Here is a 21,254-nt window from a genome sequence, read left to right on the forward strand (position 1 = left end):
GACGCTCGTGCTTTTTATAAAATGCGCTTTTTTCGCGGGCTCTTCCAAAAATGAGCAAGTCGCAAAAAAGATGCGCATAGGACTGAATAACAATAGAAAACTATGCGCGCAAGGTCAAATTGGCGCACGAGTTCTGCCCATGCTCCCTGCTTCGAGAGTCGGCCTGTGAATAATCTACCCCAAACTTGTGGATTAAGGCTGTGCATAACGAAAGAAAATTCACAGTTTTCCGCAAAACAGCTAGTCATCTCGCAGCGAAAAACGCTTGATTTCAAGGGAAAACCCGTTTTCCACAGTAATAACACCCGGTTTTTCCACGGAGCTGTGCATAACTGTGTGGATGATGGATAGAATCAATGCAGACGTGGTCCAGAAAACGACGTTTTAGAAGCCTGGAAACAGGATTCTTGTGACCAAGATTGCATTTAAACGGAAGCGGGGCGCCCTTAGTGAGCAGCGACGAAACCAATAGCATTGGTAGCTCTTGGCGCCAAGTCATCCGGAAGATCGAGGATGATGATCGCGTCAAGGCGCGTTACCGTGCCTTCGTATCGCTGGCTAAACCTCAGGGACTAATCGGTACGACGCTCTTAGTTGCGGTACCCAATGACCTCACCCGCGATATTCTGCAGACTCAGCTGCGCGAGCCGCTGGACGAAGCACTGCGAGAAGTCTTCCAGGACGAGATCCGTTGCGCCGTCAGCGTTGATCTCTCGCTCTCGGATGAGCTCGAAGAAGATGAGCCTGAAGCCAAGGCCGCTGCACCGTCAGCTCCAGCAGTCGTTGAGACTCCTGGTCCGCGCCCCCAGCCAGCACCGCAGCCAACTCCCCCATCGAATTCGCAGGAGTTCGGCCGGCTGAACCCAAAGTACATTTTCGACACCTTCGTGATCGGCTCATCGAACCGCTTTGCCCACGCCGCAGCCGTTGCTGTTGCCGAAGCGCCGGCCAAGGCCTACAACCCGCTGTTCATCTATGGTGATTCAGGACTGGGCAAGACTCACTTGTTGCATGCCATTGGCCACTACGCACGCCATCTCTACAAGGGCATCCGCGTGCGCTACGTGAACTCCGAAGAGTTCACCAATGATTTCATCAACTCGATCCGCGACGACGAGGGCGCAAGCTTCAAGCAGACTTACCGCAACGTCGACATTCTGCTCATTGACGACATTCAGTTCTTGGCCAACAAGGACGCTACCCAGGAAGAGTTCTTCCATACCTTCAATGCGCTGCACAACCACAACAAGCAGGTTGTCATCACCTCTGATCTGCCTCCCAAGCAGCTGCAGGGATTCGAAGACCGCATGCGTTCGCGCTTCGAGTGGGGCCTGCTGACCGATATTCAGCCACCAGAGCTGGAGACGCGTATTGCGATTTTGCGTAAGAAGGCCGACGCCGAAAATCTTTCAGCTCCAAGTGATGTCATGGAGTACATTGCTTCGCGTATTTCCACGAATATCCGGGAACTCGAAGGTGCTTTGATCCGTGTCACCGCTTTCGCGTCGCTGAATAACCAGCCCGTGGACCTTGCATTGGCCGAAACCGTGCTCAAGGACTTGATCAGCGAAGACGGGGCCCAGGAAATCACGCCGTCGACCATCATCAAGCAGACCGCAGAGTACTTCGGACTGAGTATTGATGAGCTGAACAGCAAGTCGCGAACTCGTACTTTGGTCACCGCGCGCCAGATCGCTATGTACTTGCTGCGTGAGCTTACCGACATGTCGCTGCCGAAGATTGGTGCAGAACTTGGCGGCCGCGACCACACCACCGTGATTCACGCGGATCGTAAGATCCGTGAGCTCATGGCCGAGCGTCGAGCGATCTTTAATCAGGTCACCGAGCTAACCAACCGGATTAAGCAGAGCCAGCGGGAGCACTAGCGGCGAGAAATCACAGGTGTGGATAAGACTGTGGATGATTTGGTGACGACCTGCGGATAAGTGCGCAAACCATGTGGACGTTAAAAATCGTGAAACTGAGTATCAACAGGATGGTGGAACTGAGTCTCATGTTCAACCACAGATTGTTCACATGCACAATCGTGGGCGGGTCTGGAGTTACAGGCCTTATCCACAGTATCCACAAGGGTTATTAACACTTCTCCTTTAAACCCTTAATCATCCAAATAACGAGTCCATTCCACACCCTCGAGCCAAATCCTGTGCAGAACAATTTTTTGTTGCATCGTCCACACTTCGTTCATTGAGCAGACGTTGCGCTATCAGGGCGTGGCAAGATTAGATGGATAAAACGTGCAATTACCTGCTCTATGCTTAAGAACTTGGCGAGGGAACAACCTTCTTGGCCTGACTTAAGACTTATGGGTTCCGAAAGGCGGATTTTTCGTGAAGTTCAGCGTTGAAAAGGATGTATTGGCAGACGCCGTATCCTGGACTGCCCGGTCCCTGGCACAGCGACCACCATCACCTGTTTTGGCTGGCATTCTCATCACCACCCATGAAGGCCTGGTTCGGCTCGAGGGATTCGACTATGAGATTTCCTCGCATATTGAGATTCCCGCGGACATTTCTGAGCAGGGTTCGATCTTGGTTTCCGGCAAGCTCTTGGCTGAGATCACCCGATCGCTGCCTAACTCGACGGTCACCTTGGAGACCGAAGGCTCGAAGATCTCGCTGACCTGTGGCCGTTCACGATTCCACCTGGCCACCATGCCAGTTGATGAATACCCAACCCTGCCTGAACTTCCAGCTATCGCCGGCACTATCGATGGCCAAGCATTCTCCGAAGCTGTATCGCAGGTTATCGTTGCGGCGTCCAAGGATGACACCTTGCCAGTTCTCACCGGCATCAAGGTTGAAATTGAAAATGACCTGATCACGTTCTTGGCCACGGACCGCTACCGTCTGGCTCTGCGTGAACTCAATTGGACTCCGAACCAGGCAGAAATCTCGACCTCCTTCCTGATCAAGGCCAAGACCCTCAACGAAGTTGCCAAGACTCTCTCGAGCTCTGGCGAGCTGAAGCTTGCAATGAGCGAGAACGGCGAAATGGTTGGCTTCGAAAGCTCCAACCGCCGGACCACTTCGCTGCTGATCAATGGCGAATACCCGAAGATCCGTTCGCTGTTCCCAAGCGACACCCCAATCCATGCCACCGTTCGCACCAGCGAGCTGATGGAAGCTGTTCGTCGTGTATCGGTGGTTGCCGAACGCAATACCCCAGTTCGCATGGCTTTTACCGATGGCCAGCTGACCTTGGATGCCGGCACCGGCGAAGACGCGCAGGCTGAAGAAGCTATTGTCGCGTCTCTTCGCGGCGAAGACATCGTCGTTGCCTTCAACCCGACCTTCTTGTCCGAAGGCCTGAACTCCTTCAATACCGATTTCGTGCGCTTCTCCTTCACCAGTGCGCCCAAGCCGGCCATGCTGACCGGCCAGAAGAAGCTGGATGAGGATGACCAGGACCAGTATCGCTACCTCGTGATGCCGGTTCGGTTGCCCAACTCGAACTAAGCCAATTTCGTGGTGGATGGCTAAAGCCATCCACCACCTTCTTTCTGTCAGGACCTCGGTGTATATCTCGCAGCTTTCACTCACGGGCTTCCGCTCGTATGCGCAGGCCGACGTGCACCTGGCCCCTGGGATCAACGTGCTGATCGGCCCCAACGGCGTCGGCAAAACCAATATCGTTGAGTCCGTTGGCTATTTGGCCAATCTCTCTTCGCATCGCGTGAGCAATGACGCCCCTTTGCTGCATTTCGGTTCTGAGCGCGCGCTGATCCGCGGCACCGTGCATCGCGGCCCGCAAACCACGGTGATCGAGGTCGAAATCACCAGTGGCAAGATCAATCGTGCCCGCATCAACCGCGCCAACCCGGTTCGCGCTCGGGAGATCCTGGGCATGGTGCGCACCGTGCTCTTCGCCCCGGAGGACATGGCACTGATCAAGGGCGACCCGTCCAACCGCCGCAAGTTCTTGGACGAGCTCCTGGTAGCACTGCGCCCGGTAGAAGCCGGCACCAAGAATGACTACGACCGCATCGTGAAGCAACGCAATGCGCTGCTCAAATCCATCCGCGGCAAGTCCAAGCTGAGCACCTCGCAGGAAAACACCCTCAAGGCCTGGGATCTGCAGTTGGCCTTGACGGGTGCTCGATTGATCCGCGGACGCCTTGACGTCCTGGCCTTGATACGCCCGTACATGCAGGCCGCCTACGCGGATTTGGCCGATGGCGCGAAGGAAGCGCGCGCCGTCTACCGGTCCTCGCTCGAGGGCGAACTCGATGAAAACAGCCTGCCGGCAGAGGATCTTGAGTCCTTGGACCAAGAAGAAATCCAGGAACTGCTGCTGAACGCCATTGAAGTTAATCGCGGTCGGGAAGTCGACCGCGGAATTTCGCTCTTTGGACCGCACCGGGACGATCTGACCCTGATCCTGGGACCGACCCCTGCCAAGGGCTATGCCTCGCACGGGGAAACCTGGTCATTTGCCCTGGCCCTGCGCCTTGCGGCCTACCGTGTTTTCGGCGATGACGATCCGCGCCCAGGTTCCGGACCCATCCTGATCCTGGATGATGTCTTTGCCGAACTGGACACCACCCGTCGTGATCGTTTGGCGCATATCGTTGCCGGAGCCGAGCAGGTTCTGGTGACCGCCGCCGTTGTCGAAGATGTCCCAGAAGCGCTGAAGGGACATTTCTTCCAGGTCTCCCCTGGCCAGGTTGTCGATGCATGAGCCATCAGAACGGGATGAACACCGCTTCGATCCAGAGATCGATGCGGCCAAAGCACTGCTCAACCGCATGCGGAAGCTCGCCGAAGAACGTGGCGAGAAGCGCATAGATGCGGCGCGCATGGACAAAGTGCGCAAGCGAAAAGCCGCCCGCCGCGGATTCGCCGCGGAAAAGCCGGAATCAGCCGAGGGCGCGATCCGCGATCCGCGCGCCATCGGCGAAGTAGTCTCCCGCTTGTCCAAGTCCCGCGGCTGGAACACCCAGGTCGCGGTCGGATCGGTACTCGGCCGCTGGCCCGACATCATTGGCGTGGAGAACGCGAAGCACTGCAAGCCGGAATCCTTTGAAGACACGGTGGTGGTGATGCGCTGCGATACAACAGCGAGAGCTGCGCAAATGCGCCTGCTCAGCCACGATATTCTGAAGAAATTCGATGCCGAGTTGGGTCCCGGGATCGTCACCGTGATCAAGGTGCTCGGTCCTAATGCTCCCTCCTGGCGCCATGGCATGCGTTCGGTGGCCGGCCGGGGTCCACGCGACACATACGGGTAGAAATTGCTGGCACGGCATATGGCGCACTCACGGACCCGGAGGGTGGATCCCCCCACACTTGATCGCCCCAACTGCCTCAGAACGTCAATTAGCAGCTTTTGGTGGGCGATTTAGGCCTCAAAGTCACCGTTTATTTTGGTCTACGCGGTAGAATTAGAGGTAGTGAAATGACTCCGCTGCGGGCTTGCCCGGCGGCGGTGTCCCTCCAGACCATGATTGCCTGACGCGCTGAATCCATCGCAGCGGGCAATCGCGCGCCAAATCCGAGGAGTTCGTAGCACCCGTGTCTACCGAAAATGCTTCACCGCAGGAACCGGCTGAAAGCCAAGCCCCCGCGGAATCGATGACTTCCAAAGTCGAACACACTTACGGCGCCCAGGATATTACCGTCCTCGAAGGACTCGAAGCGGTACGCAAACGCCCGGGCATGTACATCGGTTCCACCGGCCCTCGAGGCCTGCACCACTTGGTCTACGAAGTCGTCGACAACTCCGTCGATGAGGCGCTGGCTGGCTACTGCGACACCATCAACGTCACGCTGCAGGCCGATGGCGGCGTGCGCTGTGAAGATAACGGCCGCGGCATCCCAGTAGACATCCACCCAACCGAGGGCAAGCCAACCGTAGAGGTTGTCATGACCATCCTGCACGCAGGCGGCAAGTTCGGCGGCGGCGGCTACGCGGTCTCCGGCGGCCTGCACGGTGTGGGCATCTCCGTGGTGAACGCGCTGTCCGAGAAGGTCAACACCATCGTGCGCCGCCAGGGCCACGCTTGGCGCATCGGCTTCGGCAACGGCGGCCACACCGTCCAGGAGCTGACCAAGGGCGAAGAAACCGAGCTGACCGGCACCAGCCAGACCTTCTACCCTGATCCGGAAATCTTCGAGACCACCGAATTCGATTTCGAGACGCTTCGCGCCCGTTTCCAGCAGATGGCCTTCCTGAACAAGGGCCTGCGCATCACCCTCACCGATGAGCGCGTGCAGGACAACGAAGAGCCCGAAGCCGAGGTCGAGGAGGAAATCGAGAACCAGGTAGTCAAGCCGCGCACCGTTGACTACCTGTACAAGGACGGCCTGCTGGACTACGTCAAGCACCTGAACGCCGCCAAGAAGATCGAACTGGTCCACGACGAGGTCATTGCCTTCGAATCCGAAGATGCTGCCCGCGGCATCAGCCTGGAAATCGCGATGCAGTGGACCAGCGCCTACGCCGAATCCGTGCACACCTACGCGAACACCATCAACACCCATGAAGGCGGAACCCACGAAGAGGGCTTCCGCGCGGCCCTGACTGGCTTGCTCAACCGCTACGCACGCGATAACAAGATCCTGCGCGAAAAGGACGACAACCTCACCGGCGAGGACGCCCGCGAAGGGTTGACCGCGGTGATTTCGGTCAAGCTCTCCGAGCCCCAGTTCGAGGGCCAGACCAAGACCAAGCTGGGCAACTCGATGGCCCGAGGCTTCGTCCAGGGCGTGGTCAACGAGGAACTGGGCGACTGGTTCGAGCGCAACCCGAACGTGGCCCGCGACATCATTCGCAAGGCCCAGCTGGCTTCGCAGGCCCGCATGGCCGCCCGCAAGGCCCGCGACAACGCCCGCCGCAAGTCGCCGATGGAATCCTTCGGCATGCCGGGCAAGCTCTCGGACTGCTCCTCGAAGAACCCTGCCGAGTGCGAAGTGTTCATCGTGGAGGGCGACTCCGCAGGCGGCTCCGCCAAGCGCGGACGCGACCCGCACACCCAGGCCATCCTGCCGCTGCGCGGCAAGATCCTGAACGTGGAGCGTGCCCGCCTGGACCGCGCGCTGGGCAATGCCGAAGTGCAGGCGATGATCACCGCCTTCGGCACCGGCATCGGCGAAGAGTTCGACATGGCCAAGCTGCGCTACCACAAGATCGTGCTGATGGCCGATGCCGACGTCGACGGCCAGCACATCACCACGCTGCTGCTGACCTTGATCTTCCGCTTCATGCGCCCGCTGATCGAGCACGGCTACGTCTACCTGGCAGCCCCGCCGCTGTACCGCATCAAGTGGTCCAATGCGCCGCATGACTACGTGTTCACCGACAAGGAACGCGACCAGGAGCTGCTTGCCGGCCAGGCCGCCAACAAGCGCCTGCCCAAGGACAACGGCATCCAGCGCTACAAGGGCCTGGGCGAGATGGACTACTCGGAACTGTGGGACACCACCATGGATCCGGAACACCGTACGCTGCGCCAGGTCACCATGGATGACGCCGCAGCCGCGGACGAGGTGTTCTCCGTGCTGATGGGCGAGGATGTCGAGTCCCGCCGCAACTTCATCCAGCAGAATGCCAAGGACGTGCGCTTCCTGGATATCTAGCCGGCCGCCGCCACCACAGATATCCACCGAAGACTTTTTTGACTTGTAAGGGAAGAAATTGAGCGACGAGCAAACCCCTGAGAACGCACCAATGGACGGCGAGATCATCGAGCCGGTCCCAGAAGGCGGTCGCATCGACCAGATCGACCTGCAGACCGAAATGCAGCGTTCGTACCTCGACTACGCCATGGCCGTTATTGTCGGCCGCGCGCTGCCGGATGTGCGCGATGGCCTGAAGCCGGTGCACCGCCGCGTGCTGTACGCAATGTACGACGGCGGCTACCGCCCTGAGCGCTCGTACAACAAGTGCGCCCGCGTGGTCGGCGAAGTCATGGGCCAGTACCACCCGCACGGCGACACCGCGATCTACGATGCGCTGGTCCGCCTGATCCAGGACTGGGTCATGCGCTACCCGCTGGCCCTGGGCCAGGGCAACTTCGGCTCCCCGGGCAACGACGGCGCCGCCGCCCAGCGTTACACCGAAACCAAGATGGCCCCGCTGGCCATGGAAATGGTCCGCGACATCAACGAGAACACCGTTGATTTCCAGGACAACTACGACGGCAAGAACCAGGAACCAACGGTTCTTCCGGCGCGTTTCCCCAACCTTTTGGTCAACGGCTCCTCCGGCATCGCCGTGGGCATGGCCACCAACATCCCGCCGCACAACCTGCGCGAAGTCGCCGAGGGCGTGCAGTGGTACCTGAAGAACCCGGAAGTTTCGCGCGAGGAGCTGCTCGCCGAGCTGATGCTGCGCGTGAAGGGCCCGGACTTCCCATCCGGCGCCATGATTCTGGGCACCAAGGGCATCGCCGATGCCTACCGCACCGGCCGCGGCTCGATCACCATGCGCGCAGTGGTCAACGTGGAGGAAATCCAGGGACGCACCTGCCTGGTGGTCACCGAACTGCCGTACATGGCCAACCCGGATAACCTCGCGGTGAAGATCGCCGAGCTGGTCCGCGACGGCAAGATCGCCGGCATCGCCGACATGCGCGACGAGACCTCGGGCCGCACCGGCCAGCGCCTGGTCATCGTGCTCAAGCGCGATGCCGTGGCCAAGGTCGTGCTGAACAACCTGTACAAGCACACCGAGCTGCAGTCGAACTTCTCGGCCAACATGCTCGCGATCGTCGACGGGGTGCCGCGCACCCTGCCGCTGGATGGATTCATCCGCCACTGGGTCACCCACCAGATCGAAGTGATCGTCCGCCGTACCGAATACCGCCTGAAGAAGGCCGAGGAAGAAGCCCACATCCTGCGCGGCCTGCTCAAGGCCCTGGATGCCCTGGACGAGGTCATCGCCCTGATTCGCCGCTCGGCTACCACCGAGGCGGCGCGCGACGGGCTGATGGAACTGCTGGACATCGACGAGGCGCAGTCCCGCGCCATCCTCGACATGCAGCTGCGCCGCCTGGCCGCCCTCGAGCGCCAGAAGATCCAGGATCGCCATGCCGAGCTCGAGCGCATGATCGCCGAATTCCAGGCGATCATCGCAGATCCGGCACGCCAGCGCCAGATAGTCTCCGAAGAACTGGCCGAGATCGTCGACAAGCATGGCGACGACCGCCGTACCAAGGTGCTGATGGGCTACGACGGCGACATGAGCGTCGAAGACCTGATTCCCGAAGAGGAAATGGTCGTCACCATCACCCGCGGCGGCTACGTCAAGCGCACCCGCATCGACAACTACCGTTCGCAGGCACGTGGCGGCAAGGGCATCAAGGGCGCGAACCTGCGCGGGGACGACGTGGTGGAGCACTTCTTCGTCACCTCGACCCACAACTGGCTGCTGTTCTTCACCAACCACGGCCGGGTTTACCGCACCAAGTGCTACGAGCTGGCCGAGGCCGGCCGCGATGCCAAGGGCCAGCACGTAGCCAACGTGATGGCCTTCCAGCCGGATGAGCACATTGCCCAGGTGCTGGACCTGCGCACCTACCAGGATGCGGCCTACCTGATGCTGGCTACCCGCAACGGCTTGGTGAAGAAGACCCGCCTGGAGGATTACGACACCAACCGCACCGCCGGCGTGATCGCGATCAACCTGCGCGAGGACGATGAACTGGTCTCCGCGCAGCTGGTCAGTGAATCCGATGACGTGATGCTCGTCTCACGCAAGGGCCAGTCGGTCCGCTTCACCGCCACCGATACCGCGCTGCGCCCCATGGGCCGTGCAACCTCGGGCGTGACCGGAATGAAGTTCCGCGAAGACGATGAGCTGCTGGCAGCCGATGTGGTCCGCGAAGGCTCCTATGTCTTCACCGTGACCAACGAGGGCTACGCCAAGCGCACCACCGTGGAGGAATACCGTGTGCAATCCCGCGGTGGTTTGGGCATTAAGGTGGCCAAGCTCAACGAGGAACGCGGTGAGCTGGTTGGCGCGCTGATCGTCGACGAGACCGATGAGGTCTTGGTGGTGATGGGCTCGGGCAAGGTGGTCCGCTCGGCCGTTTCACAGGTTCCTTCGAAGGGCCGCGACACGATGGGCGTCATCTTCGCCAAGCCGGACAAGAAGGACCGGATCCTTGCGGTTGCCAAGAACTCTGAGACCGAGCTCGAAGAGAACTTGGAGGAAGATGCCGTAACGTTGGACGCAGAAAACACGATCGATGAGTCATCGGCTGTGCCAGAAAACGAATCCGGCGCGGAAAACGATGACGACACTAACGGAGGTAACGCATGAGCACGCCCTCGACGCCACGCCCCAGCGGCGGTGCCCCGAAGAGCGCAGCGCCGCGACCTACCCAGGTAAAGCGTCCGGCTCCGACCGGTACTGGCGCCCGTCCGGCTAGCGCCGGCGCACGACCAGCAACAGGCCAAGCGCGTCCAGCGGGCCAGCGCCCGACAGGAGCGCCGCAGCGCCCAACCAGCCAGCAGCGTCCGGCCAATGGCCAGGATCGCCTGGTTCGTCCAGCGCCCAAGGCAAAGGTCCGCAAGGCCCGCCTGCTGGTTTCCAAGGTGGAGCCCTTCTCGGTTCTGAAGCTGGCCTTCCTGCTCTCGGTAGCTTTCGGTGTGATCACCGTGGTTGCCGCCGTGGGCATCTGGGCTGTCTTGGATCTGACCGGAACCTTTGATGCGTTCAACCAGCTGATGCGCGAGGCCATTGGCGCCGACGGCAACTTCGACCTGCGCGACACCATGTCGCTGGGCCAGGTGGCTTCCTACGCGACGATCATCGCAGTGGTGAACGTAGTGGTAATTTCCGTGGTCTCCATGCTTGGCGCGGTGCTGTACAACATTGCTGCTTCACTGGTCGGCGGAGCCGGAGTGACCCTCACCGACGACTAGGAACACCCCAAGTCGAGCCCGGGATTCATGCTGTGATGCATGACACCCGGGCTCGATTTGTATCTTTGGGAGAACACCGGTAAAGTTTTATTTCGTTCCGAAGGGAACAAAAACAAAAGCAAGGGCGTATAGCTCAGGCGGTTAGAGCGCTTCGCTGATAACGAAGAGGTCCCAAGTTCAAGTCTTGGTACGCCCACGGAAACCTTGCTGGAGAGAAAGAGGGAGTAATGAAAAAGTTCCTGGTTCTCGCATCGATCGCGGCTGCTGCAGTAGTCTTGGTCAAGAAAGCGAAGGCTTCGTCGGAAACGAAGGAAACCTGGCATCAGGTAGCCGATAAAGTTTCCTAAAGCTTTTGGGGCCTTAGCTCAGTTGGTAGAGCGTCTGCTTTGCAAGCAGAATGTCAGGAGTTCGATTCTCCTAGGCTCCACAAAAGAAAGTGGCGGAAAGTGAAAACTTTCCGCTAATTCTTTTTGATTGATTCGGATGAATTGATCTTGGAGTGGAAACTTCAAAATTGAATACGGGGCCTTAGCTCAGTTGGTAGAGCGTCTGCTTTGCAAGCAGAATGTCAGGAGTTCGATTCTCCTAGGCTCCACATTTGCCAAAAGGCGGAAAGTGAAAACTTTCCGCCTTTTGCGTATCCAGAAGAAAATTCTATTTCGCTAGTGCCGGATCCGGGCCATCCGGACATGCTCATAGTGTCCAATAAGCTGCTCGCCAATGCTGTGCCAGGACCGATCCTGGACACTGCTAAGCGCAGCGCTGGCAAAAGCCAGCCGTTTGGCATCGTCATAGGCCAAGTCGCTGACCCGACTGCGCAGCTCACTAAGGTTTCCTGGCTGATAGAGCCAGCCCGTGCGCGAGGAATCCACCAGATCCAGCGGTCCCCCACGGCCTACGGCCACGACAGGCACACCACAGGCCATGGCTTCCTGAATGGTCTGGCAAAAGGTCTCTGAGGCGCCAGGATGCACAAAGATGTCCATCGAAGCCATGACCTCGGCCAAGCGTTCCCCGGAAAGGAAACCGGTGAAGTGGGCGTTGGGCAAAAGGCTGCGCAGTTCGTCCTCGAGTGGGCCGGAACCGACGATCACCAGCCGAGTATTCTCAAGACTCGCCAGGGCCTGCAGGTCCGCGACCTGCTTCTCTGCTGCCAGCCGGCCGACGTAGCCAATGACTACCTCGTCATTCGGGGCAACCGCCTGCCTGAACTGCTCGCTTCGCCGTCTTGGCGTGAACTGCGCTGTATCTACTCCCCTGCCTGAAATGGCAAGCCGCGGAACGCCCAGGGATTCGAGCTGGTGGTAGGAAAACGTGCTTGGAACCAGAGTGAGGTCCGCACCCGTGTGGATCGCTCTGACGTGCTCCCAGAGCCTCTGCGTCAGCCACGGCATTTTGTAGCGTGCCGCGTAGCTGGGAACCTCGGTCTGATACAGCGCCACGGTGGGCAATTCGAGTTCCTGTGCAGCGCGCAGAGCCTGCCATCCAAGGATGAACGGGCTAGCCAGATGAACTACGTCGACGCGCTCTCGAGCCAGCATCTTGCGCAGGCGCGCCACACTGGTGGCAGCTACCCGAACCTCGGGATAGCTTGCCAAAGGCATCGACGGAACTGTGAGGATCTTGAAGCCCTGATAGAGCTTTGGCACGCCATGGCCTGACAGCTCCCCTGCCAGCGAGCCTGCAGGGGTAATGACCACGGCCTCCTGGCCAGTCTGCCTGAGGTGATCCAGCGTCTTGAGGATTGAGTTGGTGACCCCATTGAAATGGGGAAGGAACGATTCAGCGACGATTGCTACCTTCACATCTTCAGCATGCTTTTCGTCAATTACACGCAAGTGAATATGACAAGGGCAGTGGATTAACTTCAGTTGTCTCGTTGTGGCCGCAACTCTTTAGTGGCAAAATACCTAGGTGCCCTATGAACAGTCCAGCCCTTCCGCCGCGGCGGCAAATGCCAACAAGAACGAAAAAGACTCCCGCATCGCGGTATTGCTCTTCCCTGTGCTGATTTTGCTGGGCGGACTGTGCGGAATGCTTGTTCCCCAAGCGTTCGTGGGGTTTTCCGGATGGATAAATCCCCTGCTGATGGTGATCATGTTCTGCATGGGGCTGACGCTGACCTTGCCAGACTTCGCCCTGGTGTTCAAGAACCCGTTGCCGGTGCTCGGCGGTGTCACAGCGCAGTTCATCCTGATGCCATCCATGGGCTGGCTGGTCGCCACGCTGCTGCAGCTTGAACCTGCCTTGGCCGCCGGCCTGATCCTGGTTGGCTGCGCACCAGGAGGCACGGCATCGAATGTGGTTTCCTACCTGGCTCGAGGCAATGTCGCCCTGTCCGTTGCCATGACTTCCGTGTCGACCTTGCTCGCACCGCTGCTGACCCCGGCGCTGGCCTTGTGGCTGGCTGGCCAGTACATGCCAGTCGATGCTGGATCCATGGCCGTCAGCGTCATCAAGATCGTACTGATCCCTGTGGTCCTAGGCATCGTCCTGCGTATGCTGTTCAACCAGTACGTGGCGAAGATCGATGGTGTGCTGCCATGGCTGTCGGTACTAGCCATCACCTTCGTGGTGACGGTCATCGTCGCGGGCAGTGCACAAACGATTTTGACTGCTGGCCTGCTGGTCCTGGTTGCGGTCATTTTGCATAATGCCCTGGGCCTGGCTTTGGGGTATGCCATGGGTGTCCTGTTGCGCGTTCCCGAAGCTTCCCGGCGAACAATCGCCATCGAAGTCGGCATGCAGAATTCAGGCCTCGCCGGTGGGCTCGCGAAGCAATACTTCTCGCCTGAAGCCGCTCTGCCAGGTGCAGTATTCTCTGTTTGGCATAACTTGTCCGGCGCATTGATCGCAGCTTATTGGCGGAGAAAAGACGCTAAATAGCTCGAGAGTGCGGGCACAGATAAAAGTATTCCATCATAAGAATATCTTGATCTGTCCAAGTATTCGCCGGATCCGGCACGTTCCAAGTTCGAATGAAGCCCATGCGCTGGGAAACTGTAATCTTGGTTGGTGACCATCTTGCTTGCCTTGGTCGGAATTCTCGGGATTTCGGCATCTGGCCCCATTATTGCCGCCTTCCCTGGTGTCCCGGTTCTCTCCATGGCCTTTTGGCGCAATGGAGCTGCGGCGGCCGCGCTCAGCGCACCGGCACTGCGAAAGAACTCCAAAGCTTATCTGCAGATGACCGGGCGAGAATGGTTCTTCACCGGGGTAGCAGGTGTAGCTCTCGCACTGCATTTCGTGTGCTTCATGTATTCGATGCGACTAACCAGCGTGGCTGCTGGAACGGCACTGGTGTGCATCCAAGGTGTCTGGATCGCGATTTACCAGGTTCTTCGCGGAACCAAATATCGAACGCAGGTTTTCCTTGGCATGGGCATTGCGCTGCTTGGTGCAATCATCATCACGGGATTCGACATGGGGCTGGGACGTGATGCCATCATTGGCGACCTCTTGGCACTAGCCGGTGGCGTCTTGGCCGCTGTGTACACGCTGGCCGGATCCGTGGCTCGCAGGACCTTGGGAACTACAACGTATGCCTCGAGCTGCTATGCCATTACCGCCGCAGTGCTGCTAATCCTTTGTTTCCTGACTGGAACGCCGATTTGGGGTTTCGACGCCCGAGGATGGATGGCGATCATTCTGCTGACGCTTTGCGCGCAGATCTTTGGCCATACCGCCATGAATCATTTGCTCAGCGTGCTCGGTCCGCTCACGGTCTCGACGCTGATTCTGCTCGAGATTCCTGGCGCGGCAATCCTAGCGGCAATGTTCTTGGGGCAGGTAGTTCCTATCGCTACCTATGCCGGGTTGGCCGTGATACTTGTTGGGCTTGCCCTCGTGATTCGAGGGCAAGCCCAACCAAAAGCAGCCTAGACGGCTTTATTTGTCATCTTCGAGGATTTCGCGGATTTCTTCCACGCTGGCTTCACGCGATTCAACAGGCTCGTGCGGTTGTGCAGGAAGTGGTTCGTTTTCCCATGGATCCTCAATTGGTTTCGAGGCCTTCCACACGGCTACCAGCACTGCGACAAGTCCCGCAATCAAGCCAACGGCTAGTACTTTTCCTGCTTTGCTCTTCTTGCTCATGCATTGCTCCCGATCCGAAAAAATTCACGCTATCCGACAGTCCAAGACTAGGCAGTTCTATGCCCAGTGGCCAGCAGTATCGGACAAGCAACCTAAGAATGGTCCAAATTTTCTCTCAACGCGTACGTCAGTATTTGGCGGGTCGAGCATAGATCATGGAAGAATGAAGGCATGACCGCAAACGCAACTCATAAAGCCACGATTCACACTACTTTGGGCGATATCGTTGTCGATCTCTTCGGCAACCACGCGCCAAAGACCGTAAAGAACTTCGTTGGCCTCTCGACCGGTGAGCAGGAGTGGGTACACCCAGAATCCGGTGACAAGAAGACCAACACCCCGCTGTACAGCGGAACCATCTTCCACCGCATCATTTCTGATTTCATGATTCAGGGTGGCGACCCACTGGGCCAGGGCTTCGGCGGCCCAGGCTACCAGTTCGATGATGAGATCCACCCAGAACTGAACTTCAACGAGCCTTACAAGCTGGCCATGGCCAACGCGGGCATCCGCATGGGCCGCGGAACCAACGGTTCGCAGTTCTTCATCACCACCGTTCCTACCACCTGGCTGCAGGGCAAGCACACCATCTTCGGTGAAGTCCTTGACGCTGACTCGCGCAAGATCGTTGACGCGCTGAACGCCGTTGCTACCGATGGCCGTGACAAGCCACTGGAAGACGTCGTTATCAACTCGGTCGACATCGAGACCCTGTAACAACACAGGCGCACCAACCCGAGGCTCCGACGATTCCCTAGCGGCATTGTCGGGGCCTCGAGTATTTAATCCTTCTCCCCCAACTCAAGGCAGGTACTGATGTCCTTTGGACAGGTTTTCCCAGAGGGCCAAGCAACTCCGACGTGCTATCGACACCCGCAGACGGTGTCCTATGTTTCATGCCACCGGTGCGGACGTCCGGTCTGCCCGCAGTGCCAGGTCTCTGCGCCTGTAGGTGTGCAATGCGTAGACTGCGTCGCGCAAGCCAATAAGAACCTGCCGCGGCAGAAGACCCAATTCGGTGGCCGGGCTCGATCCGGTGCTCCTGTTATCACCTACACTTTCATCGGCCTGAACGTGCTGGTGTATCTGCTGCAGTGGATCATCCCTGGATTCACCAATCAGCTTGTACTTGCGCCGGCTCTGGCCGCCTATGAGCCATGGCGCCTGATCACCAGCGCCTTTGCCCACTCCACGAGCTCCTTCTTGCACCTTGCCATGAACATGTACGGCGTCTACATCTTCGGCACCATGCTCGAACCAAGGATGGGACGGCTGCGCTTCACCTGGCTATACCTGCTCAGCGCTTTTGGCGGTTCACTGGGCGTTCTCCTGCTGAGCAACCCGATCAGCGCCACGCTCGGCGCTTCGGGCGCACTGGCAGGCTTGTTCCTCGCAACTTTCGTAGTGTTCCGTTCCAATAAGCAGGCACTTCGCTCCATGGGAATTATCCTGGCGCTGAATGTCGTTCTCGGCTTCGTCATTCCCAGTATTTCGTGGCAGGGGCATCTGGGCGGAGCGATATTGGGTATCCTCGCAGCCTGCTGCATTGTGCTGATCCCGCGAAGTAATCCACAGCGTGCGCGTACCCAGATACTTTTACTCACGGCCTTGTCGATTGCGTTGCTGGCAGCCCTTTACCTCTCCACGGAAGCAGTGAAGTGGCCCTTGGGATAGTTCGAAAAGAGGCAATACAGTTATCCACACTGCTTATCCACACTGTTAATAACTTACAAGCGTGTAACTCTCGAGGCCTAGTGGTTATTAACAGCCCCTAGGCCCCGTGATATCAGGGATATTCGCCTTCGAGTACCCAATACTCACAACCTTGTCCCCAGTTGTGGATAACTTTTTAACAACCCCTGTAGATAGTGCATATACGAATCCACCGACTGTTAATAACTTCGGGTTCGAAAGTTTAAACGAATCATGAGAATCACGGTTCAATATGCGGAATCACGCCTTATCCACAGCCGGAATCCACAGTGTTAATAACTTACAAGCATGTCATTTCAGTTTCCAATATCTCCGTCGACCTGTACTTTATCCGAAAAATCATGAACTCCACCCAAGTTCTCCCCAGCTGTGGATAACTTTGTGAACAACTGTTTGTAAAAGTTGTTCACAGTCATTGTGGATAAGAGTGTTTGCCTGTGGATTACTTGGTGAGAACTGGCAGGATCAGCATGCTGGCAAAGATGAGCATGACGATTCCGATAAGTACATCAAGTACCTGCCACGCCTTGGGGTTGGCAAAGAGCGGGGCAAGGAAGCGTGCGGCGTAGGCAAGTGCGAAGAACCAAGTGACGCTGGCAATGATCGCACCAGTGGCGAAATAGGGTGCGCCTGCGGCTTGGGAAGTAGCAATTGAACCAAGAAGCAGTACCGTGTCGATATAGACATGTGGATTCAGCCAGGTGAGGGCCAACGTCGTTCCGATGATCGAGACGGCTGTTGTTGCACCGGGGAGCCCTGAGACTTTCAGCGCCTCGGGCTTCAGTGCTCGGCGGAAAGCGAAAATCGCGTAGCTTGCCAGGAAGATGAAGCCGCCTATTCGCGCAATCACCAATATCCAGGGCGCTCGGTCGACAAGCGCTCCCATGCCGCTGGCTCCGGCGGCAATCAGGATCGCATCTGATAATGAGCACACCAAAGCGGTGATGAAAACATGCTCTTTCCTGATTCCCTGGCGCAGCACAAACGCATTTTGCGCACCGATGGCGACGATGAGGGACAGGCCAGTGGTAAAGCCGAAGAACAAGGATCCAGAGAGCATGTAGAAACTGTAAGAGATTAGCTGATCTGCGTCGAACTTAAGTTTCTGATTCTAGATTAGAGTTCCTAATGTGAACATGGATGTAGAACACCTCGAAACCCTGCTTGCGGTAGTTGATGCGGGAAGCTTCGATGATGCCTCGATTGATCTGGGAGTGACCGCTTCGGCCGTCAGCCAGCGCATCAAGGCCTTGGAGAACCGCCTGGGCGCAGTCCTGCTCGTCCGCAGTCGCCCGGTTAGGCCTACCGAGCATGGACTTAAAGTTCTGCGCTATGCGCGACAGATGACGCTGCTCAGTGCAGAGTTCTCCAAAGAGATAGCCTCCGAAAATCCGATCCCGATCGCCATTGGAGTCAACGCGGATTCGCTCTCCACTTGGTTCGGTCCGGTATTCTACGAGCTCGCGAAGTTCGAAGACCTCTCCTGTGAAATAGTGCGTACCGATGAAAACAGGGGACTGGAGCTACTTCGAACCGGTCGCGTCAGCGCCGTGGTCACCAATGCGGAGGAGAATATCCAGGGTTGCATAAGTGACAAACTGGGTGCACTGCGCTATCGCGCAGCCGCGCAAGCTTCGGTGGTCCAACGCCATGTACCAACTGGGGCCGTGGAAGAGCTCATTCGCACTCCGATGGTGGTCTTCGATCGTGAGGATCCCTTGCAGCATGAGATGCTCCAGCGGGTTGCCGGGGCTAAAGCGCGGCCGGAAGGCCAAGTCCACCATGTTCCAGATTCCATGCAGTTCGTTGCGGCCATAGAAGCGGGGATGGGGTGGGGGATGGTTCCAGAAACGCAGCTGCAGAAAGCCAGCGGGCTGCAGGTACTCAACGAGCAATGGTTTATCGATGTGCCACTGTATTTTCAGCGCTGGGCTGTGGACTCGCAGATCCTCGCGAGGATAGGTGGCATTTTGGTCACAGCCGCGAGACAGCAAGGCCTGCATTTGCTAGCCTGAGGTGGTCACCAGCAATCATTGCTTGGACCCGGACGAGGGAGCCGTACCCGGAGGGCGACAAGACGGCCAGAAAGTATCTGGCATGCATTGGGTAATTTTGATCGTTTCCGGACTATTCGAAGCGGTATGGGCCATCGCTCTTGGCATGAGCGAGGGGTTCTCCAAACTCGTTCCGACCATCGTCTTCTTCGCGGCGCTGGTTGTGTCCATGGGTGGACTGGCCTACGCCATGAAGGAAATTCCCGTCGGCACTGCATATGCCATCTGGGTAGGCATCGGAGCCTCGCTTGCCGTCATTTACTCGATGGCCACCGGGCAGGAAGCCTTCAGCGTACTGAAGATGGTCTTCATTCTCGGATTGGTTGGTTGCATCATCGGCTTGAAAGCCGTCAGCCACTAATATCAAAAGCCGCCATTAAACAACTTCGCCGGCCCCCTCAGCAGGGGGCCGGCGATACGGCTATTTCCAGCCCGTTGTCATGAAAAAGCCGACCATCGCAATACCGAAGCCGACAACGATGTTCCAACCGCCGATATTCGGAATCGGGTACAGGGTCTGCGAAACATAATAAACGATGATCCATAGCAGGCCCAGAAGCATCAGTCCGAACATGACTGGCTTGTACCAGCCTGGCATCGGCTTATCGATGGCATGGGCGCTCTGGCGCGTCTCCTGCGGCTGTGAATTCTTCTTGCGTCGTGGCTTTGACTCCGGCACTCGAATGCTCCCTCGGCTTCATCTGCTTAATGTAGTAAATGTGGGTGACCTTCAGGTCTTCCCGGTAGGCTTGGGTGCAAGAATGCTGAGAACTGCTTAGTGCATTCCTACGTAGCTTCCATACTAGCCGTTACCCGCTGGAACTCTGGGTTTTGGCCAGTATCGACCCATCTTAGTTGACCTATTTCGCGCATTTCTTTCCCTTAAGGAGCCAGACCGCCGTGAACCGATCAGCCACTGCGCAGGGACGTCGCATGCAGCACCGACGACCGTCGGCAGGAAACCGTATTGCCGGATTCTTTGGCGAACTGCTGATCACCCTTGGCATCTTGCTGATGCTCTACGTGGTGTGGGAACTGTGGTGGACGAATATCGATTCGGCCCAGGCCCAGAAGGAAGTCACCGCAAACCTCGTGCAAGAACTCGGCGAGGTCGTGGTGCCGGAAGGCGACGAGAAGGAAGAGGAGAAGAACTACGGTCCGGCTCCGGTCACGGAAGTGGCTCCCGGAGAAACTTTCGGGATCATGTATTTCCCGCGCTTTGGCGCTAGCGGATCGCACCACCCGGTGACCTACGGCGTGGAAGACCACGTGATCGATAATCTCGGCATTGGCTATTACCCGAGCACGCAGCAACCGGGGGAGCTGGGCAACTTCGCCGTCGCGGCCCACCGCCAGACCCATGGCCAGGTCTTCTGGGATATTGACAAGCTGCAAGACGGCGACAAAATCTATCTGCAGACTGCACAGGGGTATTACACCTACACCTGGTATGCCACCGAGATTGTGGCTCCATCCAATGGCGATGTCCTGTTGCCTACCCCGCACCAGTGGGGAGTGGAACCAACGAAGTCCATCTTGACCATGACCACCTGCCATCCGAAGTACTCGACCCAGCAACGCATGATCGCGTATTCGGAACTCACCGATTGGCGTCCACTGGATGCAGGTCCGCCGAAGGAAATCCGTGACATGGTCATCGACGCAACGAGCTAGGAGAAGAGATGTACGCCTGGATATTTAGAAATCTGCCCGGCCCTTTGTGGCTTCGTATTTTTGAAGCATTGATTCTCATTGCCGCGATCGTGCTATTACTGATGATGTACGTTTTCCCATGGCTGAACCAGTACATCAGCCCATTCACCGATTCAACGATTGGCCAGAGCACCCCGTGAGCAGCACCAGGATCCTCGTGATAGATAACTACGACAGCTTTGTGTACACCCTCGTGGGTTACCTGCAGGAGCTGGGCGCGGAAACCACCGTATACCGCAACGACGATTTGAGCGTTGGGGAAGCAACCAATTTGGCTGCGGAATACGACGGTGTACTGATCTCCCCGGGCCCGGGCGAGCCTGCAGGAGCGGGTGTCAGCATCGATCTGATCAAGTGGTGCGGGCAGCAGCGCAAGCCAATGCTCGGTGTCTGCCTTGGGCATCAGGCGCTCGCTGAAGCTTATGGCGGCACGGTCACGCACGCCGAAGAACTAATGCACGGCAAGACCTCGCTGGTGAGCCACGAAAACCACCCGGTCTTCAACCAGGTAGCCAACCCCTTCACCGCAACGCGCTACCACTCCCTGGCAGCCGTACGCGAGAGCATCCCTGCTGAGCTTGAAATCATCGCTGCTACCGCCGGGGGAGTCATCATGGGGCTGGCGCACCGGGAAGCACCACTATGGGGCCTGCAGTACCACCCAGAGTCGGTGCTGACCGAGCAGGGATACCAGATGCTGGGCAATTGGCTGGAATTCGTAGGACTTCAGGGGGCAGCCAAGAAGGCCACGACCCTGAGCCCGCTCTTCAGCGGAGAGTAGCCTAGCAGC

21 protein-coding genes, 3 tRNA genes and 1 riboswitch are annotated in these 21,254 nt (G+C 58.0%); of the genes, 20 read left to right on the top strand and 4 right to left on the bottom strand.

The features are described 5' to 3' along the window. Positions 1–449: 449 nt before the first annotated feature. The 11 genes from dnaA (at position 450) to AAZQ98_RS03990 (ending at position 11,484) form a co-directional block, all read left to right on the top strand. Positions 450–1,886 carry a chromosomal replication initiator protein DnaA gene (gene dnaA, locus AAZQ98_RS03940; protein ID WP_105658693.1) on the top strand — a complete coding sequence of 479 codons (1,437 nt, stop codon included), beginning with the start codon at positions 450–452 and terminating at the stop codon, positions 1,884–1,886. A 465-nt stretch (positions 1,887–2,351) separates the two neighbouring features. Further along, entirely contained in the window at positions 2,352–3,479 is a 1,128-nt protein-coding gene (gene dnaN / locus AAZQ98_RS03945; protein WP_105658692.1) for a DNA polymerase III subunit beta, read from the top strand. Between the two features lie 58 nt (positions 3,480–3,537). Next, positions 3,538–4,701: a DNA replication/repair protein RecF gene (gene recF / locus AAZQ98_RS03950; protein WP_332726980.1), complete on the top strand. Its 1,164-nt coding sequence runs from the start codon at positions 3,538–3,540 to the stop codon at positions 4,699–4,701. Next, the gene (locus tag AAZQ98_RS03955) at positions 4,694–5,251 is read left to right on the top strand and encodes a DUF721 domain-containing protein (RefSeq protein ID WP_105658690.1); all 558 of its coding nucleotides are present in this window, start codon (positions 4,694–4,696) and stop codon (positions 5,249–5,251) included. The genes recF and AAZQ98_RS03955 overlap by 8 nt, the downstream gene beginning before the upstream one ends. Before the next feature lie 343 nt (positions 5,252–5,594). Then, on the top strand, positions 5,595–7,598 hold the full coding sequence (gene gyrB / locus AAZQ98_RS03960; RefSeq protein ID WP_208294252.1) for a DNA topoisomerase (ATP-hydrolyzing) subunit B: 2,004 nt from the start codon (positions 5,595–5,597) through the stop codon (positions 7,596–7,598). Positions 7,599–7,656: 58 nt separating this feature from the next. Then, positions 7,657–10,284, top strand: a complete 2,628-nt coding sequence (gyrA, locus tag AAZQ98_RS03965) for a DNA gyrase subunit A (protein ID WP_400289696.1) — start codon at positions 7,657–7,659, stop codon at positions 10,282–10,284. Then, positions 10,281–10,889 carry a DUF3566 domain-containing protein gene (locus AAZQ98_RS03970; protein WP_133833758.1) on the top strand — a complete coding sequence of 203 codons (609 nt, stop codon included), beginning with the start codon at positions 10,281–10,283 and terminating at the stop codon, positions 10,887–10,889. Before gyrA ends, AAZQ98_RS03970 begins: the two co-directional genes overlap by 4 nt. A 122-nt stretch (positions 10,890–11,011) precedes the next feature. Continuing rightward, positions 11,012–11,085, top strand: a tRNA-Ile gene (locus AAZQ98_RS03975). A gap of 31 nt (positions 11,086–11,116) precedes the next feature. Next, a complete protein-coding gene (locus tag AAZQ98_RS03980) occupies positions 11,117–11,236 on the top strand; it encodes a DLW-39 family protein (protein WP_219844366.1) in 120 nt (39 codons plus the stop codon). A gap of 7 nt (positions 11,237–11,243) precedes the next feature. Beyond that, positions 11,244–11,316 (top strand) — tRNA-Ala (locus tag AAZQ98_RS03985). Positions 11,317–11,411: 95 nt separating this feature from the next. After that, a tRNA-Ala gene (locus AAZQ98_RS03990) sits at positions 11,412–11,484 on the top strand. Positions 11,485–11,551: 67 nt separating this feature from the next. Here AAZQ98_RS03990 and AAZQ98_RS03995 read toward each other — a convergent pair. After that, complete coding sequence (locus AAZQ98_RS03995) at positions 11,552–12,694, bottom strand: glycosyltransferase family 4 protein (RefSeq protein WP_286134352.1); 1,143 nt, start codon at positions 12,692–12,694, stop codon at positions 11,552–11,554. A 109-nt stretch (positions 12,695–12,803) separates the two neighbouring features. Here AAZQ98_RS03995 and AAZQ98_RS04000 point away from each other — a divergent pair, with 109 nt between their 5' ends. Both AAZQ98_RS04000 and AAZQ98_RS04005 read left to right on the top strand, forming a co-directional pair. Then, positions 12,804–13,775 carry a bile acid:sodium symporter family protein gene (locus AAZQ98_RS04000; RefSeq protein ID WP_434689995.1) on the top strand — a complete coding sequence of 324 codons (972 nt, stop codon included), beginning with the start codon at positions 12,804–12,806 and terminating at the stop codon, positions 13,773–13,775. A gap of 129 nt (positions 13,776–13,904) precedes the next feature. Then, positions 13,905–14,771 carry a DMT family transporter gene (locus tag AAZQ98_RS04005; RefSeq protein WP_105658702.1) on the top strand — a complete coding sequence of 289 codons (867 nt, stop codon included), beginning with the start codon at positions 13,905–13,907 and terminating at the stop codon, positions 14,769–14,771. A 6-nt stretch (positions 14,772–14,777) separates the two neighbouring features. On the opposite strand, the gene AAZQ98_RS04010 is transcribed toward AAZQ98_RS04005, so the two are convergent. Then, complete coding sequence (locus AAZQ98_RS04010) at positions 14,778–14,984, bottom strand: hypothetical protein (RefSeq protein ID WP_105658684.1); 207 nt, start codon at positions 14,982–14,984, stop codon at positions 14,778–14,780. Positions 14,985–15,155: 171 nt separating this feature from the next. On the opposite strand from AAZQ98_RS04010, the gene AAZQ98_RS04015 reads away from it, so the two are divergent. Both AAZQ98_RS04015 and AAZQ98_RS04020 read left to right on the top strand, forming a co-directional pair. Next, complete coding sequence (locus AAZQ98_RS04015; protein WP_105658683.1) at positions 15,156–15,701, top strand: peptidylprolyl isomerase; 546 nt, start codon at positions 15,156–15,158, stop codon at positions 15,699–15,701. 237 nt (positions 15,702–15,938) lie between these two features. Continuing rightward, a complete protein-coding gene (locus tag AAZQ98_RS04020; RefSeq protein WP_332594768.1) occupies positions 15,939–16,658 on the top strand; it encodes a rhomboid family intramembrane serine protease in 720 nt (239 codons plus the stop codon). A gap of 481 nt (positions 16,659–17,139) precedes the next feature. Here AAZQ98_RS04020 and AAZQ98_RS04025 read toward each other — a convergent pair whose 3' ends face one another. After that, complete coding sequence (locus AAZQ98_RS04025) at positions 17,140–17,757, bottom strand: LysE/ArgO family amino acid transporter (protein ID WP_400289691.1); 618 nt, start codon at positions 17,755–17,757, stop codon at positions 17,140–17,142. 76 nt (positions 17,758–17,833) lie between these two features. Here AAZQ98_RS04025 and AAZQ98_RS04030 point away from each other — a divergent pair, with 76 nt between their 5' ends. Together AAZQ98_RS04030 and AAZQ98_RS04035 are read left to right on the top strand one after the other, a co-directional pair. After that, on the top strand, positions 17,834–18,712 hold the full coding sequence (locus tag AAZQ98_RS04030) for an ArgP/LysG family DNA-binding transcriptional regulator (RefSeq protein ID WP_133833754.1): 879 nt from the start codon (positions 17,834–17,836) through the stop codon (positions 18,710–18,712). Positions 18,713–18,717: 5 nt separating this feature from the next. Continuing rightward, positions 18,718–18,783, top strand: a riboswitch (guanidine-III (ykkC-III) riboswitch). A gap of 11 nt (positions 18,784–18,794) precedes the next feature. After that, positions 18,795–19,112 carry a DMT family transporter gene (locus AAZQ98_RS04035; RefSeq protein WP_105658679.1) on the top strand — a complete coding sequence of 106 codons (318 nt, stop codon included), beginning with the start codon at positions 18,795–18,797 and terminating at the stop codon, positions 19,110–19,112. Positions 19,113–19,172: 60 nt separating this feature from the next. On the opposite strand, the gene AAZQ98_RS04040 is transcribed toward AAZQ98_RS04035, so the two are convergent. Further along, entirely contained in the window at positions 19,173–19,430 is a 258-nt protein-coding gene (locus AAZQ98_RS04040; protein WP_105658678.1) for a cell division protein CrgA, read from the bottom strand. A gap of 221 nt (positions 19,431–19,651) precedes the next feature. Between AAZQ98_RS04040 and AAZQ98_RS04045 the strand changes: the two genes are divergently transcribed. Genes AAZQ98_RS04045 through AAZQ98_RS04055 form a run of 3 tightly spaced genes read left to right on the top strand, consistent with a single transcriptional unit; the run spans position 19,652 to position 21,245 of the window. Further along, a complete protein-coding gene (locus AAZQ98_RS04045; protein ID WP_400289689.1) occupies positions 19,652–20,425 on the top strand; it encodes a class E sortase in 774 nt (257 codons plus the stop codon). An 8-nt stretch (positions 20,426–20,433) separates the two neighbouring features. Beyond that, complete coding sequence (locus AAZQ98_RS04050) at positions 20,434–20,604, top strand: hypothetical protein (RefSeq protein WP_013347422.1); 171 nt, start codon at positions 20,434–20,436, stop codon at positions 20,602–20,604. After that, positions 20,601–21,245 carry an anthranilate synthase component II gene (locus tag AAZQ98_RS04055; RefSeq protein WP_400289688.1) on the top strand — a complete coding sequence of 215 codons (645 nt, stop codon included), beginning with the start codon at positions 20,601–20,603 and terminating at the stop codon, positions 21,243–21,245. The genes AAZQ98_RS04050 and AAZQ98_RS04055 overlap by 4 nt, the downstream gene beginning before the upstream one ends. Positions 21,246–21,254: the final 9 nt, after the last annotated feature.

Source organism: Glutamicibacter sp. Je.9.36 (assembly GCF_051129975.1).
Lineage (GTDB): Bacteria > Actinomycetota > Actinomycetes > Actinomycetales > Micrococcaceae > Glutamicibacter.

What these genes read in the sequence shown, in the direction of transcription:
- AAZQ98_RS03955 (WP_105658690.1), top strand. Translation starts at nt 4,694, where the DNA reads ATGCATGAGCCATCAGAACGGGATGAACACCGCTTCGATCCAGAGATC.
- AAZQ98_RS04010 (WP_105658684.1), bottom strand. Translation starts at nt 14,984, where the DNA reads ATGAGCAAGAAGAGCAAAGCAGGAAAAGTACTAGCCGTTGGCTTGATT.
- AAZQ98_RS04035 (WP_105658679.1), top strand. Translation starts at nt 18,795, where the DNA reads ATGCATTGGGTAATTTTGATCGTTTCCGGACTATTCGAAGCGGTATGG.
- AAZQ98_RS04030 (WP_133833754.1), top strand. Translation starts at nt 17,834, where the DNA reads ATGGATGTAGAACACCTCGAAACCCTGCTTGCGGTAGTTGATGCGGGA.
- AAZQ98_RS04025 (WP_400289691.1), bottom strand. Translation starts at nt 17,757, where the DNA reads ATGCTCTCTGGATCCTTGTTCTTCGGCTTTACCACTGGCCTGTCCCTC.
- AAZQ98_RS03980 (WP_219844366.1), top strand. Translation starts at nt 11,117, where the DNA reads ATGAAAAAGTTCCTGGTTCTCGCATCGATCGCGGCTGCTGCAGTAGTC.
- AAZQ98_RS04050 (WP_013347422.1), top strand. Translation starts at nt 20,434, where the DNA reads ATGTACGCCTGGATATTTAGAAATCTGCCCGGCCCTTTGTGGCTTCGT.
- AAZQ98_RS04015 (WP_105658683.1), top strand. Translation starts at nt 15,156, where the DNA reads ATGACCGCAAACGCAACTCATAAAGCCACGATTCACACTACTTTGGGC.
- gyrB (WP_208294252.1), top strand. Translation starts at nt 5,595, where the DNA reads ATGACTTCCAAAGTCGAACACACTTACGGCGCCCAGGATATTACCGTC.
- AAZQ98_RS03970 (WP_133833758.1), top strand. Translation starts at nt 10,281, where the DNA reads ATGAGCACGCCCTCGACGCCACGCCCCAGCGGCGGTGCCCCGAAGAGC.